This window comes from Paenibacillus daejeonensis DSM 15491, from assembly GCF_000378385.1.
Classification (GTDB): domain Bacteria; phylum Bacillota; class Bacilli; order Paenibacillales; family Paenibacillaceae; genus Paenibacillus_D; species Paenibacillus_D daejeonensis.
Genome location: NZ_KB899660.1, coordinates 313,175 through 336,318 on the forward strand (window position 1 = coordinate 313,175; position 23,144 = coordinate 336,318).

Here is a 23,144-nt window from a genome sequence, read left to right on the forward strand (position 1 = left end):
CGGTAGAACGGCTTATTATCATTCTGCTTTGCGCAAGCGGACTGCAATATAGGGCTTCCCTGGCAAATCAACCCGAAACGCACCTTCGTAGATGCCCTCCAACGTCTGCACCGTCATCTCCCAAGTATCAATAACATCCACCTGGTAGTTCGTGCCGGGATCCATTCGGAAATGGCGATAGCTCGGCTGATTGAAGCCGAAGTAGTAAAGATAGTAGTGATTCGCAATGCCTGCGCGTGGAACATCCCATTCCGAAGGCAGCGGGTCTAATCTCCCCTCCGGACCTTCCTCCAGTATTTGCTTCAAAAAGCCGATCCGCTGCGGACTGCTACCGTGCAATTGACCACCCTTGGACCACCATAGTATCTCCTCCGGATGCACATACGTCTCGCCATGACCGACATAACCGCCGCGCACCGCCCCTTCCCAGAACCGACGAACCATCTCTTGGCCCGTAATATTCCCCCAACCCCAATCGATATTGCCTTCATACGCGCACTCGTCGATGACGATGGGCTTCTGCCAGTCCTGGCGCCATTGGTTTGTATTCTCTGCAGTCCGGTAGACATCTACTCGTTGGATGCTGCAATGAGTAATCCATGGACGGGTGTAATCATAGAACGGTCCACAGTTGTGAATCGAGATCAGATGGCTGTAAGGGTCGTGGTCGGTTACAATCGTAGCGAATCTCTCCCAGTCCTCTGTCGTTTTGGACTTCATCAGATCATATTCATTCGCAAGCGACCACCAGACATTGCGGTAAGCTGACAGCCGTGCCGTGATGTATCGAAGGTAGCGATCGTCCGTTTCTGGAGATAGCTTGGCATAACCCCAACGGTCATAAGGATGAAAAAGAATCAAATCCGCCTCGATACCCAGGTCGCGCAGATCCGCAATCCGCTGCTCCAGATGACGGAAGAACGCCGGATTAAATCGCCTCTCGTCCCATCCTGTTTCCTGACTGCCCTCAAACGCATGATAAGGGGGCTCATTTTCATTGTATTGATAGGATTTAGGAAAGACACACATTCTCATTTTATTAAACGGGCCATTCTTGAGCGTAACTAGCGTCTCCTCCTGTAGTGCCTCGTCCTGATGAGTCCAAGCGTAACAGGTCGTACCCATTGGAAGATAAGGCGTACCATCGGCATAGCCAAAATGAAACTGGTGCCGGACCCGAACCGGACCATGGTTATTGCCTGTAGTCGGTTTACACGTGAAATGGCCTTCTCTGCCGCTCAATGCAGCAGTACTACTGTCCGTGCGGTAGCTCCATTCCCCCGTCTCCTCCGGCATGAAGCGCACACTGTACCTGCCTTCTCCGTCATAAAATCCACGGACACAAAAAGAAGTGCCCGACGGCGACAAAAATAGCGCTTCCAAAGTTACATCCAGAAAGGGGTTACCTTCTTGCGGGCCTTCCATAGTGAGCTCAAATAGATCCCATTGTTCGACGGTAGTATGTATGTTGGATGTCATAATGGCCTCCTTTTCCTAAGCCTCTATCGTTTGACCTAAAATTACCACGGTTTAGTTGTTTAGTCAATTAAAAACATAGCATTATTTTAGGTATTTTTTAGTTGCGATAAACTAAAAAAGCCGGACACTCACCGGCTTTATCAGATGCTAATTGCTTAGTCCAACACCGTTGGACGACTGGGGTCTATCAGGTCTTGAAACAGCAGTCGGATCTGCGATTCGGTTACACGTTCTGTTGACAGCATCGGCAGCTCGTCCTCAGCAAAGAAACGTACGCCTCGCGTCTCAATCCCCGTTTCTGGCTCGCCTCCGACGATTTCACAGCGAATGAAGATTTTGTAGTAGTGAAACGCCTGCTTAGGATGCGGGTGCTTGTTTTTGTCCAGAAGAGCCAGCAGCTTCACAGGTACCGTCTCATAGCCAGATTCCTCTTGAATCTCTTTCACTACATTCTCCGAGGGAGATAGTCCGACATCACAGAATCCGCCAGGCAGAGACCAACGATCGTCGTGTGTCTCTTGAACCAGCAGAATCTTATTTTCTCGAAATACCACACCTCTTACATCTGACTTCGGCGTCTGATACCCGGTATCTTGGCCGAAAATGTCCAGAATCCTCGTCATCTCCAGATCCGTATGCTTGGCCATAATCTCAGCGGCAATCGCGCGAATTTCTTCGTAACGCTCCTGATCGAACACATCCTTGCTGTAAGCCAAACCCGCTTGAGCCAACGATTGCAGCCGCTGCACCCAGTGTAGCCATTGATCACTCATTTTGCCCCACTCCTCTCCATCGATCTACTTCATGCATTTCTTATTCGGTTTCGGCCTGCCCTTCCATCATATCGACCAATTGACGGGCTGCTACGGGCAGGGGCATAGAATCCAATGTTGCAATGCCAATATGGCGTTCGGGTACAGGGGGATCTAACGGAATTTCGACCAGCGCCCCGCTCGCCAACTCCTCCCGTACATAATCCCGCACGACAAACGTCAGCCCAAATCCGCTCTGTGCAAATCGTACCAACAAATCCACGCTCCCCAGCTCGAACTCGGGGTGGAAGATCATATCCTGCGAGCGAGCATAGGCATCCAGTGATGCCCGGGTGCTTACGCCCTGCTCCAGCAGCAATAATGGAAACTGCGCAATCTGGCGAAGCGACAATGGCTGATCGGCCAGCGCTTTGTACTTTTGACCGCCAACCAGAATATCCTGCTGCCTGGCCGCCTTCCGCACGTGAACCCGCGGATCCTCCGCTGGCAAATGAACGACGCCAAAATCGATGGCCCCTTCTTTTAAGAGCGCTAGTGTCTCTGGCGTTGTCCGGTTGATCATGCGAATCCGTATTCCTGGATACTGCTGGTGGAACTGCTCCAAATAGGGCAGCAAGTAGTGCTTCGATAAGGTGTCGCTCGCCCCGATCCGAATCTCACCCGTGAGAAGACCTTGACGGTCTGCAATCGTCCGTTCCCCGGACTCAATAAACTGCAGAGCTTGCTCTACAAAAGGATACAATACCTCTCCATCGCTGGTTAGAGTTACCCCTTTTGTTGTGCGGACAAACAGATTCGTTCCTTGCGCCTCCTCCAGATGCTTCAACGTGTGACTAACGGCAGGCTGGGTTATGTTCAGTTGGCGAGCAGCCAGTGTCAGACTCCCCAGCTTGGCCGCCCAGTAAAATACGCGGTACCACTCCAAATTGTGCATCGTTATCATTACCTCACCTTATGAACGGCATTACTATTCATCATTTTACTAATAACTATAACAAAAATATAATCGTAGTGGAAAAGAATTCGTAGCAGTGGAGGCGATTTATATGACAGTAACAGCAATCGTAGGCGCGAATTGGGGCGACGAAGGCAAAGGAAAAATGACTGATGTGCTCTCGGCCCAATCCGACTATGTCGTGAGGTATCAAGGCGGCAGCAATGCCGGCCATACGATCATCAACGAATATGGAAAATTTGCACTTCAGGCACTGCCCTCAGGCGTGTTTCATGCAGGCGTCATCAATGTCATTGGACCCGGAGTTGCCTTGGATGTGGAGACGTTATTTCGAGAGCTGAACAGTTTGGAGACACGAGGCGTACCCGCTCCCAAGCTGTGCATTTCTGACCGCGTCCAGGTGGTGCTCCCCTATCATCAGTTGTTTGATCAACTAGAGGAGGAACGGCTGGGCAGCCGCAGCTTTGGCTCGACAAGACGCGGTATCGCACCGTTCTACGCCGACAAATATGCCAAGCTCGGCATTCGTACAAGCGATTTAACAAATGAAGACAGACTGCGGGCGCGTTTGACTCAGGCATTGGAGAGCAAAAACGTCCTGCTCCAGCATCTGTACGGCCATGCGCCGCTGGATGTAGAACCCTTGATTCCCCAGCTCATGGACTGGGGAGTGCGGCTGCAGCCTTACCTGAGGGATACGACTGCTGTCCTGCAACAAGCCCAATCGGATGGAAAACGCATCCTACTGGAAAGCCAGCTGGGCGCGCTGCGCGACCCGGATCACGGCATCTATCCGTACTCCACTTCGTCATCTACGCTGGCTGGCTTTGCGCCGGTCGGTGCCGGGTTGCCACCCTATGCTGTGACCGGCATCCTGGCTGTGACCAAAGCATATTCCAGCTGTGTAGGCGCAGGCCCTTTTGTCATGGAGCTGGAAGGGACAGAGGCGGATGAGCTCAGACGTCGCGGCGGGGATGCCGGAGAATTCGGCGCTGTCACCGGAAGACCCCGCCGAGTGGGCTGGTTCGATGCCGTGGCTACCCGCTATGGCTGCAGCATCCAGGGCGCAACCGGCGTGGCGCTAACCAATCTCGATGTCCTGGGATATCTTGACCAGATCCCAGTATGTACAGCTTATGAGCTGGCGGATGGTACAGTAACGGAGGCGTTCCCGGTGGGTGCACAGCTGGACGAAGCCAAGCCACGCCTCTCTTTTCTCGACGGCTGGCGCTCCGATCTCTCTGAGGCACGAACCTATGACGAACTCCCAGCAGCTGCGCAGCGGTATGTCGAGTTTATCGAATCAGCTATCGGTGTCCACGTAGCCTACATTTCCGTCGGCCCACGGCGGGACCAGATTATTGTGCGCGCGTAAGTAAAAAGGGGGACGGTTGCTGCCGTCCCCCATTAGAGCATCTTCAACACTCCTTATGGTTGACTAGAGCGGAATACTCTCTTAGGAGCAAAATACTTCTTTCTATACAGATTATTATTTATAGTTAATCTTTTAATTTTCATATGAGCAAAAAGCTCCCTTGATAACTCCGAAAGCTGATGTTCATCTAACGCTTTGAAATTAGACAAAGTCAAATCCACATCATGTGAAAGAAATAACGCTTGAATGATTCCTTTAAGTATTCCAATCTTTGTAGATTCTTGCTTCGTACAAAGATATCTTATGAATATGGCACTGTTGATAGGATCAAACTGATTTGTACGAAATGGATAACAAATACGAAAATTCCCTTGAATTTCGCTCCATAGTCGAGAAGTTCCTTTTTTTAAATCTTCTAAAGCTAACTCCTTCAAGAAAATGGATTGGTTTGGATCATCTTCAACCTTATTAATGAAATCCAAATCCGATTCTCCATAAAACACGATAAGGTCTTTGATCATGTTTATTTCACTCACACCAAGAGCTTCAATCCTATTATATTTGTTGCTAATTATAATAACTGCTTCCATTTCCTCAGTCGTATCTTTGTGGGTTACAAAGAGTTTCATTCCATCATAATAGATCTTAGTTGCTTTCATTGTGAGTTCTCACCTTTATCCGTTTACTAAAAAATCCACCCCCCCAAAAATATTGACAGCATGCTGTCAAACTGGTAGGATGCAAATATGAAACCTCTACAAAAACCAAACGACCCCTTAAGTAACTTTTCCCTGCAAGTTTTTCATATGAATGGGTTATTGATGCGGTCCGGTGACATCATCACGAGTTCAATCGGTCAGAGCAGCGCCAGGTGGCAGGTTCTTGGTCGCCTAGGACATGGCACACAAACAGTAGCCAATATCGCTCGTGATATGGGTCTGGCGCGCCAGAGCGTCCAACGTATTGCAGATGCTTTAACGAAAGAGGGCCTCGCGGTCTATCAAGACCATGCAGCAGATCGACGCACAAAAATAATCACAATCACGTCTAAGGGAGCAGAAGTATTAAACGCTATCTATGTTCAGTACGCGCAGTGGAACCAGCATCTCATGACAAAGCTCAATCTGGAGCAATTAGAAACAATAGCAGATGCTCTGAATAAAGTTGGCCGAGTAATAGAAGAAGAAATCAATAGCTATCTAACTGACAAAAACAACGTGGAGGTCCCCAATGAATAATAATATATACACGAGGTTGCATGCGGACGAGATCATACAGCGTATCGATAAGCTAAGTCCACATTCAAAACCCCAATGGGGTTCTATGCAGCCTGCTCAAATGTTTGCTCACTGTTCAGCATTTCAGGAGATCCCCATGGGAGATGCCTTTCCAAGCCGGGGCTTGTTGGGTAAGCTTATCGGAGGCTTTGTAAAACCTGTGTTTTATAATGAGAAACCCTTGCCGCACAATATGTCCACCATCCCGACCATTGAAATCAAGGATGACAGAGATTTTGTTGCCGAGAAGGAAAAACTCAAACAAAAGATTATAAAGTTCCAAAGTGACGGTCCCGAAAAGTGCTCGCCCCACCCCCATCCCTTCTTCGGACCGTTAACCCCCGAGCAATGGGGAATTGGCATCTATAAACATTTGGATCATCATTTAAAGCAATTTGGGGTTTAGTTAAGCTCTTTCTTATAAAGGCCGCCCTGCTCACCGATTTATCTTTCACTCGTACCCGCATCCGCCGATGAGGGTATTTGTTCATCAATTTCCCGCGTGCTGTAAATCGTATCTTTTGTATAAGCTGTGATCGTAAATTGCTCGCCCTGCTCATCATCCAATAATCGATACCAAAGCCTTTTGGAGTACGGGTCAGGTGTAATCACCGTCGTGTCAAAGACATCACCCGTTGTTTTACTCTTTATTTGTACTCCATCAATCGTCTCATCATTTAATATACCAAACAACATGGGGAACGGAGACTCAAAAGGTGTGCCGCTTGTACTATGAAAATACTGATGAGACCATGCGCTTAAATCGTTATATTCAATAATCTTATCGGGAACGGTATGCCCTCCGCCAAATCCCCACTCCCAACCAAACAGTGTTTTCTTCACATATTCAGCCTGTATCGCAGCTTGGTCGCTTGGTCCCGTAACAAAGAATATGATTTTTCCCTGATCTGTCTCCACCTCGTGAATGATAGGTCCCAAATCTGGTCTAACCTCGCCAATAGCTGCCATAGGCGTTGGGGAAGATTTCGTGTAAATATAATATAGCTGATATACAACCACCGCAATTAAGATTAGTGCGATTAGGGCAATTAAGTATATAGGACGCTTCATGCTATCCCCTTTCTGAAATAAAGTGATTTATCCCATTCAAGACACCACTTGATTCAGTTTTAACCTTGAAAAATCTTACTAATATGAAGCTGGCTACATTCCCAACAGTTAGTAACAGATTCATTAGAAGTAATATTAATAATCAACTAATGTAAGCACTTGCTTTGGAACATACATTCAATTTTTCTTTAGAATCATGCCTTGATAATTTAATTTCATTCCTTCAAGATGAATCGTTCTAAAATCGAGAAGTTCAAACACTTGGGTGACTTTCTCTTTCATAGAAATCTCATCGTAAAATGAAAAGAAGCGTTTAGGTGAATAAGAATCTTCTTCCCAGACTCCTTCGCTATTGTATCCGCCGTATACTCCAAGATAAAACAAACTTCCTGATTTCATAACTCTTTGTATTTCTCGTAATACATTCACAAAGTCTCCTTTTGGAACATGTAATAGGGTGTTCATTGCCCATATTCCGTCAAAACTATCATCCTCGAATGCTAATTGATAAAAATCCATTTGATAGGCGGTTAGGCCTTTTTGAAGACATATTTGAACCATAGCAGAACTCAGATCAATACAAGTTACATCCAGTCCGTGCTTTTTCATATACAAACTCTGTTGGCCAGTTCCTGAACCGAGGTCCACTATTCTTATTTGTTTTACAGGCTGTATATAAGATAAGAAACGGTGTAACTCCTCCTGTTTCCATGTATCTAAATTAGCTTTATCTCTTTGTTTTGCATTCTCATCATAACTGTTTTTAAGTTGTTCCTTAAATCCAATGTTCATTATATAGTCTCTCCTGCCCTCATACTCGTTTGAACTGCTTTCCAAATATGCTCCACCCCATGGTCGTCCCAGATGAGGACGAAGCATGTCTCGTGATTTAATTTTTGTAACGCACCTAATCGATGATTCCCGTCTCGTACACTTAACAGTCCACTACGGTTTTCAATAATCAGGGGGGGCATGTCCCAACCATTCTTTAGTCGCTCACATATTTGATCTATATTAGCGTTCCACCAGTCTTCATTTTCCACATATTCCATGTCTGGTTCTGGACCAACCACCCTTTCGAGAAGATCGGTTTTAATTTCTACCGGTCCGCACCAATATCTTTTTCTCAATTGTAATCCTTCTGATAATCCTAGATTGTCCCCTTCGCCGTGCAAAAACAAATGAATCCAAGTCTCAATATCATAATTAGCGGCATAGGCTCTTGCAGATTTCAAAGTACCAATGGACATGATGAACCTCTTTTCAATTCGGTTATGGTTAAGGCGGCTTATTTAATTACGATCATTTCGTTATTTTTTTATTATGAGAGTAGCTGTGTTACCGCATGTTAAAAACTCCGGTTATTTTGAGTTATTCAAAAAACCTTTTAATCCCTTCTTTAATTTACTTATTCCTTCTATTACTTGTCTATTGTTCTCTTCGTTGTTCATTCGATTTCTAGCATGCAACAATACTGGCCTTAAGGATTCAACAGAGTATCCAAATTGATTCATCCATTCATATCTTGGAACCATCCACAGATGAAAATGATGAGTTGTATCTTCATTATAAAAATAATAGACTTTCTCGATATCCAATCTGGTTCTTTGTTCACTTCTAACCTTATGTATTAATGCAATATATTCTGATTGTTCTTCTTGCGTGAGTTCATCCATGCAGTAGAAATGTCGTTTAGAGGCGATAATAACCAAACCTGTGATTGGGTATGCAACATCTTGATGAATATGAAAATTGCCAGATTCATAGATCACACCACCAGCAGGAACAATTAATCCACTTGTTAGTGCGCAACTGAGACATTCAACTTCAACAACTCTTCCATCAGCCATTGTAATCTGACGTGGCATGTGGCACCTCTCAGTCCATTCTTTTTGCTGTAAGTAAGAATTGCACCCGTTCAATCGCAAGATGCATTCCTTCGTACAGTTCACTAACCGATCTGAATTCTTCTCTGAATACTGGTTTTTCCCATTTAAAATCTTTAATTATCAGTATGTGAAACACCCCCTTTAACGTGAAGGACTCGCCATACCATCCTACATCAATTATATATCCATTCGGATACTCAACTTGCAGCATATCTTCCGTTAGAAATTTTATATCTGTCATGTCTTCTGGACTCAGCTTGTAAGGATTGTATGTGACAACCCCTGGTTCAAAATCATAGGCCTCAAACATTGGATACACCCACTGTTCTATAATTCAACTCTTTATACAAACTTGTAAATTAACTATGTATCCTAATTCCGCACGATAGGCACCGATTCTCTTTTTTTACCAGCCTTAGAGTTATACCACTCAATGAGATTCGCTTTTTGACTAGCTATAGAAGATTCTTTATCGACCGCAAGTACATATGATCGAGGGACCCCATCAAGTGTGCACATCTGGTTTGAATTTGTAACATGTATAACCAATTCCTGATTAACCTCATCTTTTCCAACTCCTGCATACTTCAGTTCACAACTTCCTGACTCTAGCATCCCTACAAAATAGACATCATCCACCGCAAAGTTAACCACTGGTATGCTCTCACGCAGACCAAATCTTTGCCACAAATCATTCATACGCTTTTCAGATGTTGCCACCTCTACTATGAGGGAGCCAAACATATCTTCTGGTAGTGTCTTTTCTGTTTTCAGGAGTTTGGCAGAAAGCTGATTCTCAATATTCGGCCCGCTGCAGCCCACAAGCATCACACTCACAATGATGATCACGAGCCATAGACGTTTGTCGGAAAACGGAGTTAACATGCTGTCTTCCCTCCCCCAAGCAAATGATATCGATAAACCCGCGCACCTTTATTATACATCTAATCTGGAAAAGTTGGCTCAAAACTCCAATTCATTTGATCGGGTATCAGTTACTTGGAGTTTGTGGCACTCGTCTCTCTTTGAAACTGTCAGGTTCAGTGGATAAGCAATACGACGCATATTTTCCGTTATTTCTCCAAAAAACAGGATAATCCTGAGAATGTGTCGCTTTTGTTCCGTTATTTGCGATTTCAGCCCCACTAACCGGTTACTATTAAAATAACGGAATATATGCTCCCCTTCGCTCGTAATTCATCGAATAAGCCTGCCATAGCGGAAAATATGCGCCATAAAACAGGAATAGCCGAAGCGTCGGTTGGCTCGCAGACTTGAAGCCGCTTAGCCCAGTCAAATTAGTTGAGCTAGCCGAACTCAGCCCCGCCGACAGCTCAGATTCCCACAAGCCCGACTATCTGCAACCTGACTGCCTACAAGCTCAACTACCTGCAAACCCGACTACCTGCAAGCGCGGCAGCCTCTGCTCGATCTGGCCTGCAAGCAGCCCAAAGAGACGACCCGAAACAGCAGGTCGTCTCTCTAAGCATCAGTCTCGTGCAGCAGCGTCTCCAGTTCCTTCATGAGTGCGGAAACGCGCCACGCTTCATGATTACAATTTCACCCGGTTTTACGTTGTCCATTACCTCAATCTCCTTGCCATACGGATCTTGCTTGCCATACGGATCGTCGGCCAGATAGTGCACGTCGACCGAGAGTACTGTTTATGGCCCAACCGGCAATAATCCAATCACGAACACTTGTGGGTTGTCGTTGATTCGGCAACGAATCGCTCAAGCAACGATAGATAATCACGCCCGACTTGTTCGATGCCATACCGCCCCCTGGCCATGGCCTCTCCGGTATCTGCCATCCGGCTACGCAGCTCAGTATCCGCCAGTACACGAAGAATCGTCGCTTCTGCCGCACCTAGATCGCCAGCTGCGTACAAACCAGCGGCCCGCTCATCACCCATTAGCTCCGGCAGCGCGCCTACCGAGGGAGCGACGACCGGGCACCTGCAAGCCACGGCCTCCAATAATGTCATCCCGAATGACTCATTGCTTGTTGTACTGACGTATAGCCCGCCGCTGCGGGCCGTCTGGGAATACAAACGGTACATCTCTTCGTAGGCGAGGGACGGCACCCAGATCAGATCCTCCAGCCCAAGCTCACGAAGCGTAACACGTAGTCTCTCCTTCACCGTATCAGACGCCGTATGGCCTCCCACCAGTACAAACTGGAGATCGTCACTCCCGGCTTGAAGCTTTGCGGCCACCTGCAAGAAGCCCCGCCAGTTCTTGTGATCATCCAGCTTGCCGACCCACAGGATGAGTCGCTTGTCAGGCGCAACATTTACCACGGGTTCAGCTGATGGTTCATAGCGGAATAATGAGGTATCCAGACAGTTATTGACCTGCTGTACATCAGGGATGCCCATCTCCTCCAGAAGTTCCTTCATATAATAGGAAGGCGTCAGTACATGACGGGCTGGCAGGTCTGCCCACCCTGCCTGCAAGTGGCGTAGTGGCTCTTCATACGTCGTATGCACCTCATGGATGACGGTCCCCGCGTAGGCAGGGTTTAAACTCGCCAGAGCCTCATACAGCTCATACGTATCAATCGTAATAACCGCATCAAACGCGCCAGCGGCGATATAGTCCCGAATGTCAACCACGGTAGGCAAGATTACGGCATGCGGATAGCCTTCAAAAGCTCCAAGTCCGCCATAATCCCCCATGAAGCCAAAGTGGGGCTCCGTCTTGCCACGAAGGAATTTCAACCGGTTGGCCAATTGCGTCGTGCACCCGCCAAGGATGCAATATTTGTAGAGGTACAGAAGCTTCATTTCTGCTCACCAGCCTTCATCACCGTTTGCGTATTGAAATAACTCCGTGCCTTTGGCAGTATACAACACGCCTCGAGCATCGGCCGCCAGGAGCTTGGTGCCTCTATCCACAACACTCAGCTCGCCGGAGCCTAGTTCATAACGGAACATAATACCGGCCGAAACGCCGACCAACTCGCCAGCTTGAGCGATTAACTCCTCACCGCCCCGCCAGAAGTGCGGCACCGAAGACCAATCCCGCTTCTCAATTTCCACAATCCGTAGCGGTTGTCCGTCCGCAGGGTCCACTTCACACAACAACCCGCCTGCCAGTCCCCACAGCTTGCCATCCGCACCGTAGGCAAGTGCCGAGATCGCTCGGGCACCCGCTACCGGGATAGTTCGCCATACCTCAACGCCAGCTGCAGCATCCCAACAGAGCAGCTCTGCCTCCTCTACGGCCGGAGCGATGCCAAGACCGCCCCATACCGAACCACCAGCAAAGAGAAGGCTACCCCTGCTTACCAGAGAAACGATGCTTTGATCCCGGAGCAGCTGACGGTGCACCTGAGTATCACCGGTCGCCGGATCGTACAGCGTAATTGCCCCACCCAGCCTGCCATAGGACGGGACGGTCCCAATCGCCAGCCGTTCACCACTCCAGGCCATGACAAATGGCCGGTCCTGCTCCTCCCCCTGCAGGGAGAACAACAGCTTCGGGTTGGAGCCGGGGCGCCAGGGCTCGGCGGGATCGTAAGCGAACACGTTGGCCTTGGGGTAGACCCCCAGATACACCACGTCTTCTCCAGCAATCATCCCCTCGATCTGGCCGATGCCTCGCCATGCCTCTAGTTGACCAGCCTCTACATCGTAGCGTGCCAATCCCCCGGCAAAATAGCCGCCCATATACATCGCCCCATCCGGGCCTTCTGTCATGGACTGAAGCATCACCGGCTGCCCGGCCAGCTCCAATTCATAGGTCTCGTAACCATTCTGCGCCGGGTCATACACCCAGTAGCTGCCGCTGCGGTACACCCCAACAAGCACCATACCTGATGGATTCAAGCGATGGCCCCTCAGCCACCCGTAGTCTCCTGCTGGCTCCAGCATGGGCAGTGCTGTAGCCTGTAACTCAGTCGTGTCTGGATCGTATCGGTGCAGCCGCTCGTCCTTGACGAAATAGACCCGACCCTGGCTGTCGGGCTGCGAGACACTGAGGCCGCTGCAGCCGTTCATTTCATCTTGCCAGGCCTGCGAAGTCAAGTCGTAAATAAACAGCCGGTTGGATGGCGTTAGCCGGGCAAATAGCTTACCCCGAGCGATATCTACATCATATACAAGCTGGTCCCCGTCGCAGTCTGGCGGCAGCATAATCTCCCGCTTGGTCCCAGACTGTGTGTCCAGCTCGACCAGATGCGGCGAACGTGTCCCCGCTCCCACATACAGCTTGCCTTCATACGCAACCATCGAGCGGGCGTACTGCTCCCCTGCCACGATGGCGCCATAGTCGTGATAAGCTCCCTGTTCGGGGTCATAACGAAACACCTTGCCACCCGGATAGATTCCGCCGTAGATCATGCCCTCTGCATCGACGCACAGCCGCCAGGTGTAATACTCGCCTGGAATGATCTCACCCAGATTTTCTACACCCCGCGCCTCGGTATATCGGTACAGGATGCCACTGCCGCCGACATAGATGCCGCTCGGCGCACTCACCACGCCCCAGCAATGATCAGATCCTTCTAGCGGTAGCCTTTCCAGACTCCTGCCAGCTATCGGATCAATGATATGCAGCATACACGGCGAACCGGAGGACACTGCGTAGATGCGGCTCCCCTCCGGCCCCTCGGTATAGGCTGAAGCCCAAATCGCAAGTCCGCGCAGTGGCTCGCCCAGCTTAATCCCGGCCATCGCACTCTCCTCCCCCGGCCGAACCGACGGCGGCTTCGCGGGCACCCTTCTCTGGTTCTGCGTCTTGTCCATAGAGCAGCACTGTGCCCAATAGATCGGCCGGCGCCTCGGCATATTTGCGGAAGGCCTCCTCACAGCGTTCGGCGGGCAGCACGTCGCTGATCAGCGGCATTACGCGGAGGTCACCTTCCGCAATTAAGCGAATGAATTCCCCCATATTGCGGCCTTCCGTCCAACGGACGTAACCATAGGGATAATCCGTCCCTTCGCGCTCATAAACCTCGTCATACCGTCCGGGCCCGCCTGCTCTTGAGATGAGCACCTGGGCCTCCTTGGCGAACATGAGGTCTCGAGAGAACTCCGGCTTGATATCCCCAACCAGCAATACCTTGCCACAATCGCGCAACCACCGCAGGGACTGGTCGATCAGATCGCCATTCTTGCTGCTTGCGCAGATGATCACGGCATCGGCGCCGTTGCCTTCCGATAATTCAGAGAGCCTATGCCCAGCCTCCACCGGATCCGAAGCGGTATGCCGAATCCCGAGCTGACGCGCCATCTCGCAGCGTTCAGGCAGCAGATCATAGACGACTACGCGGAGACCTGCGCTGCGGGCAATCTGCGCGATTAACTGACCGAGTATACCAGCACCGATTAACATTAGTGTTTCACCAAACTGCAGGTTCGCCTGACGAACCGCATGAACTGCGATGGCCCCAAGTCCGACGGTTGATGCTTCCACACTGCTGACATGGTCCGGGATGGGAACGAGCAGGTGACGAGGCATGAGCAGCCATTCTGCATGTCTAGCATAAGGCGCGCCATAACAAGCCACGCGCTGCCCCTCCTGCCAGTCCTCCATGCCTTTGCCAATCTTGCGAATTACACCTGCCGCACTGTAGCCCAACACTACCGGATCCTCCCGATACAACCCGTTCATCATGAGCTCAGTACCCGGGCTGATCGCCGAGCATTCCGTCTGCACCAGCACGAACCCGTCCTCGAGCGTCGGCTGCGGCACCTCAGCCCACTGTATTAATCCCTTCTGGGATATGATTGCCTTCATCTGTATGTCTCCTTCCACCTGCTGCGGCCCTTGCTATATGCCCATGATTGCGGTGCCGTGTGCTATTCTTTGATCGCGCCGATCATGACGCCTTTGACGAAGTAACGCTGCAAAAAAGGATAAATGACCAGAATCGGCAACGTAGCGACGATGATGGTTGCGAATTTTATGGATTCACTAATTCGGAACACCTCATCCTGTGTGGCGCCAGAGAGCATATTCTGAGCGGAAGACTGAATCAGAATCTCGCGCAAGATCAATTGCAGCGGATAAAGGCTGCGATCCTGTAGATAGATCATGGCAGCGAACCAACTGTTCCAGTGCCCGACTGCGTAGAACAGCGTCATGACGGCGATGACCGGCATGGAGAGCGGCAGCACGATTCGCAGCAGAATTTTAATATCGTTGGCACCGTCAATTTTGCCCGACTCGATCAAGCTGTCCGGGATACCCTGGAAGAAGGTCCGCATGACGATGAGGTTAAAGGCACTGATTGCGCCAGGCAGCAGCAGCGCCCAGCGGGTATCGAACAGACCGAGTTCACGGACATTGAGATACGCGGGAATCAGACCGCCGCTGAAGAACATGGTGAATACTATGAAAGCCATGAAAAAGCTTTTGCCATCCAGATTACGCCTGGAGAGCGGGTACGCACCGAGCGTCGTCAGCACCAGATTAATTGCCGTACCAGCGCCTACATAGAATAAGGTGTTGCCATAGGCCTCCCAGATGCGGGCATCTTCGAAGACCAGCTTATATGCATTGAAGTTGAAGCCCACCGGCCAGAACGTAACCCGGCTGGAGGCAATCGCATAGGCATCACTGAAGGATGACACCAGCACATACCACATGGGATACAGAAATAGAAACGAACATACCGTCAGGAAAATGATATTTAGACTGTCGAATATTTTCTCGCCTAGACTGCGTTTGACTACCATGAGCCTTCTCTCCTCCCCATCACCATAGACTGCTGTCGGTCGTCTTGCGGCTGATGCGATTAGCGATGACAAGCAGCGTGAAATTGATGACCGAGTTGAACAAACCGACCGCTGCGGTAAAGCTGTAGTCCGCCTCCATTACTCCTCGCCGATAAACGAAGGTGGAGATGACGTCTGCGGTAATATAAGTGCTGGGATTGTACAGCAAAATGATCTTATCCCATCCGACATTCAGCAGCGTGCCTACATTCAAGATCAGCAGGATCAGCACCGTGGGAAGAATGCCCGGGAGCGTTACATTGAGCAGCTGCTTCCAGCGTCCCGCCCCGTCGATGACGGCCGCCTCATAGAGACTGGGGTTAATACCGGATAGTGCCGCCAGGTAGATGATGGAGTTCCACCCGAGACTCTGCCACAACCCGGACCCTACGTAAATGGACCGGAACCATTCGGGCAGAATCAGAAACTGAATAGGCTCGTTCACAATCCCGATCCACAGCAGCAGGGAGTTAATGATTCCACCTGGTTTGGTAAAGTCAATAATCATGCCGCAGATGACAATCAGCGAGATGAAGTGCGGCAGATACGATATGGTCTGGATGGCAGATTTGAATTTTTTGACCCGGAGTTCATTAAGCAGCAGCGCAAACGCCACAGAGGCCGGGAAAATAATAATGAGCGAGTAAAAGCTCATCAGAAAGGTGTTTTTAAGCAGACGCCAAAAATAATAGCTCTCAAAAAACTTCTCGAAATTGCGGAAACCGATCCAGGGACTATTCTCAATCCCAAGGTACGGGTTAAATTGCTTGAAGGCAATCAAGGCCCCGTACATGGGCTTGTATTCAAAGATCAGAAAAAACAAAATCGGAGGAAGCAGCATCAAATACAAATAACGGTTGGCCACCATACGCCTTAACAAAGGAGAAAATTTCCCAGCCGATCGCGTGCGACTGGCAGTCTTAGATGGAAGTGCCATAATGGCCTCCTTTCCCGGAATAGACACTGCTCTGTCGCAGGAGCAGGGATACTGGCTACCTGTATTCCCTGCTCAGCGACAGCCATGCATTTAATCGGCTAGGATTGCGACTTGAATCGTTCGTAAGCGGCTTGGTATTGCTCCAGCACCTGATTGATGCCCATTTGCTCCATCTGCGTGATAACTGATGCATAATCTTCGACAGCCCCGCGACCCATGATCATGGCGTTGACGGTCTCAGCGACGAAGGTCTGAATATCCGCCATCAGCGGAACGGTAATATCGGATTCTTCTGTCGTAAATTGAACCGGTGGCATCTTGGCATCAAAGTCGAGGAAATCACTGTACAATTCAAGTGGATTTTCCGTCTGCCCGTTGGCAATTCGAATTTGCTCAGCATATCTCGGATCAGCCACGGTAGCCCAGCTGCCACCACCGATGGTGTGATTCAAGAGTTCCTGTGTGTTCGTCAGACCGTTACTCGGATGAGTGACTTCCTCTTTATATACCGGCTCGCCATCCACCAGTTCGTATGAGATGTCTTCTACACCGAAGTTATTGAGCAGGATGCCTTCTTCCGAGTATTGGTAATCGAGCCATTTGACGACCTCCACCGGATTTGGCGTCTGCGAGGATACTGCCAGCCCGTGAGCGGCTGCCTGCCAACGGAAGGAGGCATGTCGTTGGTCGCCATTAGGTCCTTTCGGTGGCAGCACAGGCGAGATTTTGAAGGTCTCGTGCTTGCCTTCCATCAATGTGGTGAAGTTACCCATGTAAGAGCCTGACCAGCCAAACCACGCTCCTGCTTTGTCTGTTGTTACCTTCTCCGTCAGCGATTGGAACGTGTTGTCAACCAGGTAATTCGGGTCAAGCAGCCGTTCATCGTACAGTTTGCGGAGGTAGGATACGACCTCTTGGAACCGCGGGTCTGCAGGCCCGTACTTCACTTCGCCATTGTCGACGAAAAATCCGTATTCGACACCAAAGGCCGGAGCGAACAGGAACATGATATTTTCCAAACTGACCGTAACGAGGGGAATTTCATCCTGGCTGCCGTTGCCGTTGGGATCCTGCTCACGGAAGGCCTTGAGCGTCTCATACCAGTCATCTGTCGTTTCTGGCATCGGCAGTTCCAGCTTATCCAGCCAGTCCTGGCGAATCTGCGGGAACATCTGCGTCAGATCCTCCGAGGCAAGCGCCAGGTTCGGTAAGTAATAGATATGTCCTTCAGGAGAAGTAATCTGTCCCCGGATGTCCGGGTTCTCATCGAGAATTTTGGAGAAGTTGGGGGCATGCTCTGCCAGCAGATCCTCTAACGGGAGCAGTGCGCCCCAATTCCCATACTTGGTCGCTTCCGTTCCCCATACGTCCGAATAGATGATATCCGTCAACTGACCCGAGCTCATCATGAGGTTGAAGGCTTCCGCACTTGCCTCTGTCGTATGCTGAAACGCAATATGAATGTTCGTGTTCTCTTCCATCTTCTGAAAGGAGTGCTTTTCATTAAAGTCCGTGCCTCTGAAGTTGCCGCCACTCGGCGACCAAAGCGTCAGCTCCAGCTTATCTTGGGCAATCGGCAGGGTTAACCCGCCAACCGAGCGCGTTCCCTCTCCCCCACTCTCGGATGTATTGCCTTCTCCTGCTGCTGGTGGAGGTGTATTGGTGTTCCCACCATTTGTACCATTATTACCGCTGCATGCTCCCAGCATCATACTTGCCGTCAAGACAACCGCCGTTTGAACCAACCATTTACGCTTCGTCATTTTTGTCGTCAACCCCCTGGGGCTCATTCATATGAATGAAAGATTTAAGTACACTTTGGAACCGAACATGGCACTTTTCACATTGAATCTGCTGTACATTACGACCTGATGTTGCAGCTTCACCTCCATTGCGAATCGGGTTGACAGTTTTGATAAAGATGCAGTTATACATCTGTTGTACATCATGATAACTGCATTTCACGATTTTTGTCAACGCTTTCATCGTAATTTTCTGCTCGAACGGCCCTTAAACGGTGGATAATCTTGGTTTTTGAGCCATTTCTGCCTCCTTACAGTGCAGCAATCAGGATGTAACCCTCCACCAACTGTTGTACATCTGATGTATTTTATTATAATTTTGCCAACAGGCCTTGTCAACTAATTTGTCATCAAATCCATTTATTGAGTTAGGTTATCTGACATAAAAAAGAAGCGTTGGCGACCGGACCTTGTTCAGGCTCGGTAGTCAACGCTTCATCCCAGGCAATCTTACACGCCGGACTTTAATCGTTCTTGTTGAATCAACTGTGTTATTTCTTCATGAAGCTCCTGTTCCCCAATGAGATTGGACCAGTAGGCATTGAGCAGCTTGCGGAAGCTTCGCAATGCAGCAATGGGCAGTCCGAGCTCGCTGTGGTAGAAGAAGGCCGGCAGCAGCTCTCTGTACATCAGATAACGTGAAGGCCTGTTTAAGTTGCTCGTAGCCGCCGTCTCTGCAACCAGCTTGCGCGCTGGAATGCTGACCGTCTTCTCCCTGATTAGGCTCTGGGCCTCTTCCGAGGCGAGGAAACGCACGAATTGCCGGGCAGCTTCCTTCTGCCGCGAATTGGCGGCGACTGCCGCCCCGATTGTAACCATCAGCATCCGTTGGGGGTCACGGGCTTTCAGTGTCGGCAGTGGCGCAAGATCATAATCGAGCGATAAGTCCTTGAAGGCATTCAGATTGAAATACGTAGCCAGCACCATGGACACCTGCCCATTCACGAAGAGCGAGATCGTTTCGTCTTCATGATCCCCCGCCAGATACTTGGGGAAGATCCGGTGGTTATTCACCAGCCCACTGTAAATGCTTAAGCTCTTCACTGTCTCCGGACTTAACGTGCTTGCTCCGGACGAATCCGTGACCGTGTGCAGTCCACTCTGCAGGAGGAAAACCGAGTAACGGTTCTCAGATGCAGGTACGAAATAAACCGCGTGCTTGCCAAGCCGCTCCGACAGCGTCTCTGCCGCCCGGATCAGATCATCCCAGGTCCAATAGCTATCCGGCTCTGGCACGCCGGCCTCTCTGAAATGCGCACGATTGTAACATAAGATGACGGGAGAAAAGGAAATAGGATACGCATATAGCTCATCGTTCTCCCAAAAAGCTTCTGTAGCGATTGGATACAACCCAGCATCCGGCTCCAACGGATCAAGCAGCGCTGTCTGTTTGTTCTCTGACAGTTCCTGAAACTGCACACTATTCAGAGAAATTACATCCAGCATCCCGTTGTTGATCATCTCTGTTGCAGAGTTTACGTGATTAAAATCATTGAGCGTCACCGGGAACACATGAATGCCTGGATGCTGACGGTGGAAAGCCGCAATTAATTCATCCAGCAGGAAATCTTGCGACAAGGATGCGCTGCAGCCAAAATGAATGCGGATCCGTTCCTGAGTCGAGTCCAGTACCATGCTTCCTACGCGGTCGATCTTGACGATTAACGATTCTTGGACGAGCGCGTCCAGTCCCTTGCGCACAGATTTATTACTGAGCTGGTATTGCTTGGCGAGCGTGCTCTCGGCAGGCAAATAGGAGCCCGGCTGCAGCACCCCACTCAGAATATCCGTCCGTAATTTATCAATCATATAGTCCAGTCGTTCCCGAAAAGAATGGCGACCTGGTTTATTTGTCATGTACAATTCTCCCTACAACCAATAGTTTTACATCATAACATCTCTTATTGTGCTTGAATCACAGGCAGATGTCAATTCGTTTTGCTTGATAAAAACCGCTCCTATTTCGAACCATGTCTATGCTATAATTCAGTATAGCAGGAAATAACAGGAAAGGGATGATGTACGTGCAATCTTTCGTGGCATTTGATAACGAAGAACAACGAATAGCGCTGCTCAAGCGGTCCCGACATGTATGTCTGACCGCCTTGCAGCGCTATGATTTGGAATGGACCGGCATTTCGTACATACAGATGTCGGAATCCGTAACCTACCGAATTACCAGCCACCCGGACCACCAGTATTTGCTGCGCATACATATTGGAAAGTCCAATCAGGCTGAGATCGCGTCGGAGTTGGCTTTTTTGCGTGCCTTGAACGACCACAGCGACATTGAAGTTCCTACAGGTATAGCCAGTCTGGATGGAAGCGAGGTACTGGAGATTACTGCGGAGCACGATGACGAGCCTCCACTGCTTGTGACCGTAATGAAATGGATGGATGGCGAGCCCGTTCATGGCGCTGTTATGGACAACCATGCAATGGCCGTCGGCGTGATGATTGCCCGACTGCACGCAGCATCCATGTTATTTGTCCCGGGCGAGAATTTTACCAGACCTTCACTTGACGCGGATTCCTTCAAGGGTAAGTTCGCCAAGCTTGCGAACTACAGGGACCGGTTTGTATCGGATGCGGACTGGGCGTTATACCAGGAGGCGGCTGCTAAGGTAGTATCGCATCTCTCCGAAATGAAGCCAACAAGCGAGAATTACGGCCTCATCCATGGTGATTTACATCTGGGCAATATCGTGTTTCGGGACGGCGCGCCTTTCCCCATTGATTTTGGCCTATGTGGATACGGCTACTACCTCTATGATGTTGCCTCGGTTATGTTGGGACTAAATCCTACCCAACGCTGGCTGTTGCTGGATCGTTACGAGGCACTGCGCGGATCTAATCCGAATTCGAGCCATCTCTTGGAGACCTTTTTCATCATGATCATGATCGAGAATTACAGTCACCATGCACCCAATCCAGCAGAAACGGAGTCGCTTCAATCAGAGCAACCGTCCGCGCTTGCTTATCTGCGCAAATTTGTGGAGGGAGCTGCCTTTCTTTTCGAGCTTATAGAGCCGGCTGGACGTGACCTTGAAGTGAGTAGTCACCCGCCGCTTGATCCAAGTCTCAGCTAACGCCTAAGCGTTAGCTTGTACCTTACCAATACGGAAATAATCGGCATCTACATAGCCAGCCGACTCCTGACCAGACAATGTCAGGGCGAACAACCCGCATTTTGCACCAACCCATTTGCCCGGCTCCGCTTGGAATAGCGGGGCTTCTACGGAATGAAACCTTTCGCCGTCCCAGCTGTAGGTAAAGGAGCATTTTGCCCCTTCCTCAACCACTAGACGAATCGTCACTACATTACCTTGACACACTGTACTCCACAGCTGCTGCTCCTGCTCCTCAGTGCCTTGTACAAGAACCAATTGTCCGGCTTGTCCTTCCTCTGACCCACGAATCGCAAGATACAGATAACGCAAGCCAAATACAATCATCCCGGCTTGTGCTTGAGGACGCAGTTGCGCGAAATCGAGCCTCGTTTCGGCTGCAAAGGCCAGTGCCGGGAACTTCTGCATGAGCAGCTGCGGCGCATCATATAATTCCGTTCCGTCAAGAGCTGGCGCTGCGAATAACCGTAGATGACCCGGCCGTTCCTGCAAGCTGTACCAATCCTCCTGCAGATTGCCCTGCCACTGCCATTGCAAGCCAAGGTCGACGGCGTCAAATTCATCCGTGGTTTCCGGTATCTCGATTGGCCAGTCCTTGCCAACGTCCGGCTTGGTCAACCGCTCCACAGGCTCTCCAATTTCCGCGTTTGTGCCCCTCGCTTTACCGATAATTGGCCAATCATCAATCCATGTAACCGGCTGCAGGTGAACGATCCGGCCATAGGCATCCTTGTCCTGGAAATGCATGAACCAAGACTCTCCTGATTCCAGCTCCACCCAGCCGCCCTGGTGTGGTCCGTTGACCTCTGACTCCCCTTGATGCATAACAATGCGATCCTCATACGGACCGAACACCGATTGAGAGCGCATAACGACTTGCCAGCCTGTTGCCACACCACCGGCCGGTGCAAAAATGTAATACCAGCCATTTCGCTTATACATCTTCGGTCCTTCCATGGTTGGGTGCGACTCGGTCCCATCGAACACGATCTGGCCTTCATCGAGCAATTGCTTGCCATCTGGAGTCATCCGGCACAGATTCAGCTTGTGCTTGATGCCGCTGCGGCTATGAGCATAGGCATGGACCAGGTACGCCTGACCATCCTCGTCCCAGAATGGGCAAGTATCGATCAGCCCTTTTCCAGCCTTAACCAGATGCAGCGGGCTCCACTCATCAGCCGGATCATCAGCCTGGGTCATGAAGATGCCCACATCCGGATCGCCATAGTAGATCCAGAACTTGCCGTCATGGTGCCGGATTGCAGGCGCCCATACGCCTTTTCCATGTTGAGGCCGCTCGTAGCCCTCCAGTGGCATGGTTTGGATCGCGTGGTTAATCAGACGCCAGTTCACAAGGTCCTTCGAATGCAGAATCGGCAGCCCCGGCAGATGCCCGAAACTTGAAGCGGTCATATAGAAATCCTCGCCTACCCGAATCACATCCGGATCGGAGTAATCTGCATGCAGCACAGGGTTGCGAAACGTGCCATCTCCCTGGTCCGCAACCCAGGCCGGCGTTATGTAATGTTGCGATTGATTGGTCATTATCGTTCCCTCCTAAGTGAATACTTAGGGTTAACTGTATACGATTACAGAGTGTATTTCTGCCCACTTTGATGCTGTTTTCATCTGAATTTTATATATTCTTGTCATCCAAGCCTATACCAACGCACACAACCTTTGTACACGTACACCTCCAACGAAAGTTTCTTGCCTTACAGCCCCACCAACCGC

General features: G+C 50.0%; 23 protein-coding genes. 4 read left to right on the forward strand and 19 right to left on the reverse strand.

From position 1 onward, the window contains the following. Positions 1–18: 18 nt before the first annotated feature. The 3 genes from F556_RS0108345 to F556_RS0108355 all read right to left on the reverse strand — a co-directional run bounded on the left by F556_RS0108345 (position 19) and on the right by F556_RS0108355 (position 3,186). Positions 19–1,479 (reverse strand): DUF5605 domain-containing protein, encoded by a 1,461-nt coding sequence (locus tag F556_RS0108345; protein WP_020616476.1) that lies wholly within the window; start codon positions 1,477–1,479, stop codon positions 19–21. Between the two features lie 155 nt (positions 1,480–1,634). Next, a complete protein-coding gene (locus tag F556_RS0108350; protein WP_020616477.1) occupies positions 1,635–2,252 on the reverse strand; it encodes an NUDIX hydrolase in 618 nt (205 codons plus the stop codon). Between the two features lie 40 nt (positions 2,253–2,292). Beyond that, on the reverse strand, positions 2,293–3,186 hold the full coding sequence (locus F556_RS0108355; protein WP_020616478.1) for a LysR family transcriptional regulator: 894 nt from the start codon (positions 3,184–3,186) through the stop codon (positions 2,293–2,295). Positions 3,187–3,298: 112 nt separating this feature from the next. Between F556_RS0108355 and F556_RS0108360 the strand changes: the two genes are divergently transcribed. Next, positions 3,299–4,582 carry an adenylosuccinate synthase gene (locus F556_RS0108360; protein WP_020616479.1) on the forward strand — a complete coding sequence of 428 codons (1,284 nt, stop codon included), beginning with the start codon at positions 3,299–3,301 and terminating at the stop codon, positions 4,580–4,582. A gap of 53 nt (positions 4,583–4,635) precedes the next feature. On the opposite strand, the gene F556_RS0108365 is transcribed toward F556_RS0108360, so the two are convergent. Further along, the gene (locus F556_RS0108365) at positions 4,636–5,241 is read right to left on the reverse strand and encodes a hypothetical protein (protein ID WP_020616480.1); all 606 of its coding nucleotides are present in this window, start codon (positions 5,239–5,241) and stop codon (positions 4,636–4,638) included. A gap of 87 nt (positions 5,242–5,328) precedes the next feature. Here F556_RS0108365 and F556_RS0108370 point away from each other — a divergent pair, with 87 nt between their 5' ends. Further along, positions 5,329–5,820: a MarR family winged helix-turn-helix transcriptional regulator gene (locus F556_RS0108370; RefSeq protein WP_020616481.1), complete on the forward strand. Its 492-nt coding sequence runs from the start codon at positions 5,329–5,331 to the stop codon at positions 5,818–5,820. Continuing rightward, on the forward strand, positions 5,813–6,265 hold the full coding sequence (locus F556_RS0108375; RefSeq protein ID WP_020616482.1) for a DUF1569 domain-containing protein: 453 nt from the start codon (positions 5,813–5,815) through the stop codon (positions 6,263–6,265). The genes F556_RS0108370 and F556_RS0108375 overlap by 8 nt, the downstream gene beginning before the upstream one ends. A gap of 38 nt (positions 6,266–6,303) precedes the next feature. On the opposite strand, the gene F556_RS33570 is transcribed toward F556_RS0108375, so the two are convergent. The 14 genes from F556_RS33570 to F556_RS0108445 all read right to left on the reverse strand — a co-directional run bounded on the left by F556_RS33570 (position 6,304) and on the right by F556_RS0108445 (position 20,139). Further along, positions 6,304–6,930 (reverse strand): hypothetical protein, encoded by a 627-nt coding sequence (locus tag F556_RS33570; protein ID WP_020616483.1) that lies wholly within the window; start codon positions 6,928–6,930, stop codon positions 6,304–6,306. A 177-nt stretch (positions 6,931–7,107) separates the two neighbouring features. Further along, positions 7,108–7,722, reverse strand: a complete 615-nt coding sequence (locus F556_RS0108385) for a class I SAM-dependent methyltransferase (protein ID WP_020616484.1) — start codon at positions 7,720–7,722, stop codon at positions 7,108–7,110. After that, positions 7,722–8,180 carry a hypothetical protein gene (locus F556_RS38305; protein WP_020616485.1) on the reverse strand — a complete coding sequence of 153 codons (459 nt, stop codon included), beginning with the start codon at positions 8,178–8,180 and terminating at the stop codon, positions 7,722–7,724. The genes F556_RS0108385 and F556_RS38305 overlap by 1 nt, the downstream gene beginning before the upstream one ends. 111 nt (positions 8,181–8,291) lie before the next feature. After that, positions 8,292–8,798: an HIT family protein gene (locus F556_RS0108395; RefSeq protein WP_020616486.1), complete on the reverse strand. Its 507-nt coding sequence runs from the start codon at positions 8,796–8,798 to the stop codon at positions 8,292–8,294. 10 nt (positions 8,799–8,808) lie between these two features. Next, positions 8,809–9,129, reverse strand: coding sequence for a hypothetical protein (locus tag F556_RS33580; protein WP_020616487.1), 321 nt, complete (start codon positions 9,127–9,129; stop codon positions 8,809–8,811). Positions 9,130–9,191: 62 nt separating this feature from the next. Beyond that, positions 9,192–9,704, reverse strand: a complete 513-nt coding sequence (locus F556_RS0108405) for a hypothetical protein (RefSeq protein ID WP_020616488.1) — start codon at positions 9,702–9,704, stop codon at positions 9,192–9,194. 635 nt (positions 9,705–10,339) lie between these two features. Then, entirely contained in the window at positions 10,340–10,465 is a 126-nt protein-coding gene (locus tag F556_RS39055; RefSeq protein WP_281167891.1) for a hypothetical protein, read from the reverse strand. A 44-nt stretch (positions 10,466–10,509) separates the two neighbouring features. Further along, positions 10,510–11,607, reverse strand: coding sequence for a glycosyltransferase family 4 protein (locus F556_RS0108410; RefSeq protein WP_020616489.1), 1,098 nt, complete (start codon positions 11,605–11,607; stop codon positions 10,510–10,512). Positions 11,608–11,613: 6 nt separating this feature from the next. After that, positions 11,614–13,497: an NHL repeat-containing protein gene (locus F556_RS0108415; protein WP_020616490.1), complete on the reverse strand. Its 1,884-nt coding sequence runs from the start codon at positions 13,495–13,497 to the stop codon at positions 11,614–11,616. Further along, positions 13,484–14,563 carry a zinc-dependent alcohol dehydrogenase gene (locus F556_RS0108420; RefSeq protein ID WP_020616491.1) on the reverse strand — a complete coding sequence of 360 codons (1,080 nt, stop codon included), beginning with the start codon at positions 14,561–14,563 and terminating at the stop codon, positions 13,484–13,486. Before F556_RS0108420 ends, F556_RS0108415 begins: the two co-directional genes overlap by 14 nt. 62 nt (positions 14,564–14,625) lie before the next feature. Continuing rightward, positions 14,626–15,504: a carbohydrate ABC transporter permease gene (locus F556_RS0108425; protein ID WP_020616492.1), complete on the reverse strand. Its 879-nt coding sequence runs from the start codon at positions 15,502–15,504 to the stop codon at positions 14,626–14,628. Between the two features lie 19 nt (positions 15,505–15,523). After that, entirely contained in the window at positions 15,524–16,480 is a 957-nt protein-coding gene (locus tag F556_RS0108430) for an ABC transporter permease (protein WP_026297175.1), read from the reverse strand. 98 nt (positions 16,481–16,578) lie between these two features. Then, on the reverse strand, positions 16,579–18,243 hold the full coding sequence (locus F556_RS0108435; protein WP_020616494.1) for an extracellular solute-binding protein: 1,665 nt from the start codon (positions 18,241–18,243) through the stop codon (positions 16,579–16,581). A 489-nt stretch (positions 18,244–18,732) separates the two neighbouring features. Next, a complete protein-coding gene (locus F556_RS0108445) occupies positions 18,733–20,139 on the reverse strand; it encodes an extracellular solute-binding protein (protein WP_020616496.1) in 1,407 nt (468 codons plus the stop codon). A 179-nt stretch (positions 20,140–20,318) separates the two neighbouring features. Here F556_RS0108445 and F556_RS0108450 point away from each other — a divergent pair, with 179 nt between their 5' ends. Next, complete coding sequence (locus F556_RS0108450; protein WP_245583036.1) at positions 20,319–21,371, forward strand: phosphotransferase enzyme family protein; 1,053 nt, start codon at positions 20,319–20,321, stop codon at positions 21,369–21,371. 3 nt (positions 21,372–21,374) lie between these two features. Here the strand turns inward: F556_RS0108450 and F556_RS0108455 are convergent, their stop codons facing one another. Continuing rightward, positions 21,375–22,955 (reverse strand): glycoside hydrolase family 43 protein, encoded by a 1,581-nt coding sequence (locus F556_RS0108455; protein WP_020616498.1) that lies wholly within the window; start codon positions 22,953–22,955, stop codon positions 21,375–21,377. Positions 22,956–23,144 lie beyond the last annotated feature (189 nt).

Excerpts from the sequence above, each read along its gene's own strand:
- F556_RS0108420 (WP_020616491.1), bottom strand. The coding sequence starts at position 14,563 with ATGAAGGCAATCATATCCCAGAAGGGATTAATACAGTGGGCTGAGGTG.
- F556_RS0108365 (WP_020616480.1), bottom strand. The coding sequence starts at position 5,241 with ATGAAAGCAACTAAGATCTATTATGATGGAATGAAACTCTTTGTAACC.
- F556_RS0108355 (WP_020616478.1), bottom strand. The coding sequence starts at position 3,186 with ATGCACAATTTGGAGTGGTACCGCGTATTTTACTGGGCGGCCAAGCTG.
- F556_RS0108405 (WP_020616488.1), bottom strand. The coding sequence starts at position 9,704 with ATGTTAACTCCGTTTTCCGACAAACGTCTATGGCTCGTGATCATCATT.
- F556_RS0108415 (WP_020616490.1), bottom strand. The coding sequence starts at position 13,497 with ATGGCCGGGATTAAGCTGGGCGAGCCACTGCGCGGACTTGCGATTTGG.
- F556_RS0108370 (WP_020616481.1), top strand. The coding sequence starts at position 5,329 with ATGAAACCTCTACAAAAACCAAACGACCCCTTAAGTAACTTTTCCCTG.
- F556_RS0108360 (WP_020616479.1), top strand. The coding sequence starts at position 3,299 with ATGACAGTAACAGCAATCGTAGGCGCGAATTGGGGCGACGAAGGCAAA.
- F556_RS0108410 (WP_020616489.1), bottom strand. The coding sequence starts at position 11,607 with ATGAAGCTTCTGTACCTCTACAAATATTGCATCCTTGGCGGGTGCACG.
- F556_RS33570 (WP_020616483.1), bottom strand. The coding sequence starts at position 6,930 with ATGAAGCGTCCTATATACTTAATTGCCCTAATCGCACTAATCTTAATT.
- F556_RS0108435 (WP_020616494.1), bottom strand. The coding sequence starts at position 18,243 with ATGACGAAGCGTAAATGGTTGGTTCAAACGGCGGTTGTCTTGACGGCA.
- F556_RS33580 (WP_020616487.1), bottom strand. The coding sequence starts at position 9,129 with ATGTTTGAGGCCTATGATTTTGAACCAGGGGTTGTCACATACAATCCT.
- F556_RS0108430 (WP_026297175.1), bottom strand. The coding sequence starts at position 16,480 with ATGGCACTTCCATCTAAGACTGCCAGTCGCACGCGATCGGCTGGGAAA.
- F556_RS0108455 (WP_020616498.1), bottom strand. The coding sequence starts at position 22,955 with ATGACCAATCAATCGCAACATTACATAACGCCGGCCTGGGTTGCGGAC.
- F556_RS0108445 (WP_020616496.1), bottom strand. The coding sequence starts at position 20,139 with ATGACAAATAAACCAGGTCGCCATTCTTTTCGGGAACGACTGGACTAT.
- F556_RS0108345 (WP_020616476.1), bottom strand. The coding sequence starts at position 1,479 with ATGACATCCAACATACATACTACCGTCGAACAATGGGATCTATTTGAG.
- F556_RS0108375 (WP_020616482.1), top strand. The coding sequence starts at position 5,813 with ATGAATAATAATATATACACGAGGTTGCATGCGGACGAGATCATACAG.
- F556_RS38305 (WP_020616485.1), bottom strand. The coding sequence starts at position 8,180 with ATGTCCATTGGTACTTTGAAATCTGCAAGAGCCTATGCCGCTAATTAT.
- F556_RS0108425 (WP_020616492.1), bottom strand. The coding sequence starts at position 15,504 with ATGGTAGTCAAACGCAGTCTAGGCGAGAAAATATTCGACAGTCTAAAT.
- F556_RS0108385 (WP_020616484.1), bottom strand. The coding sequence starts at position 7,722 with ATGAACATTGGATTTAAGGAACAACTTAAAAACAGTTATGATGAGAAT.
- F556_RS0108395 (WP_020616486.1), bottom strand. The coding sequence starts at position 8,798 with ATGCCACGTCAGATTACAATGGCTGATGGAAGAGTTGTTGAAGTTGAA.
- F556_RS0108350 (WP_020616477.1), bottom strand. The coding sequence starts at position 2,252 with ATGAGTGATCAATGGCTACACTGGGTGCAGCGGCTGCAATCGTTGGCT.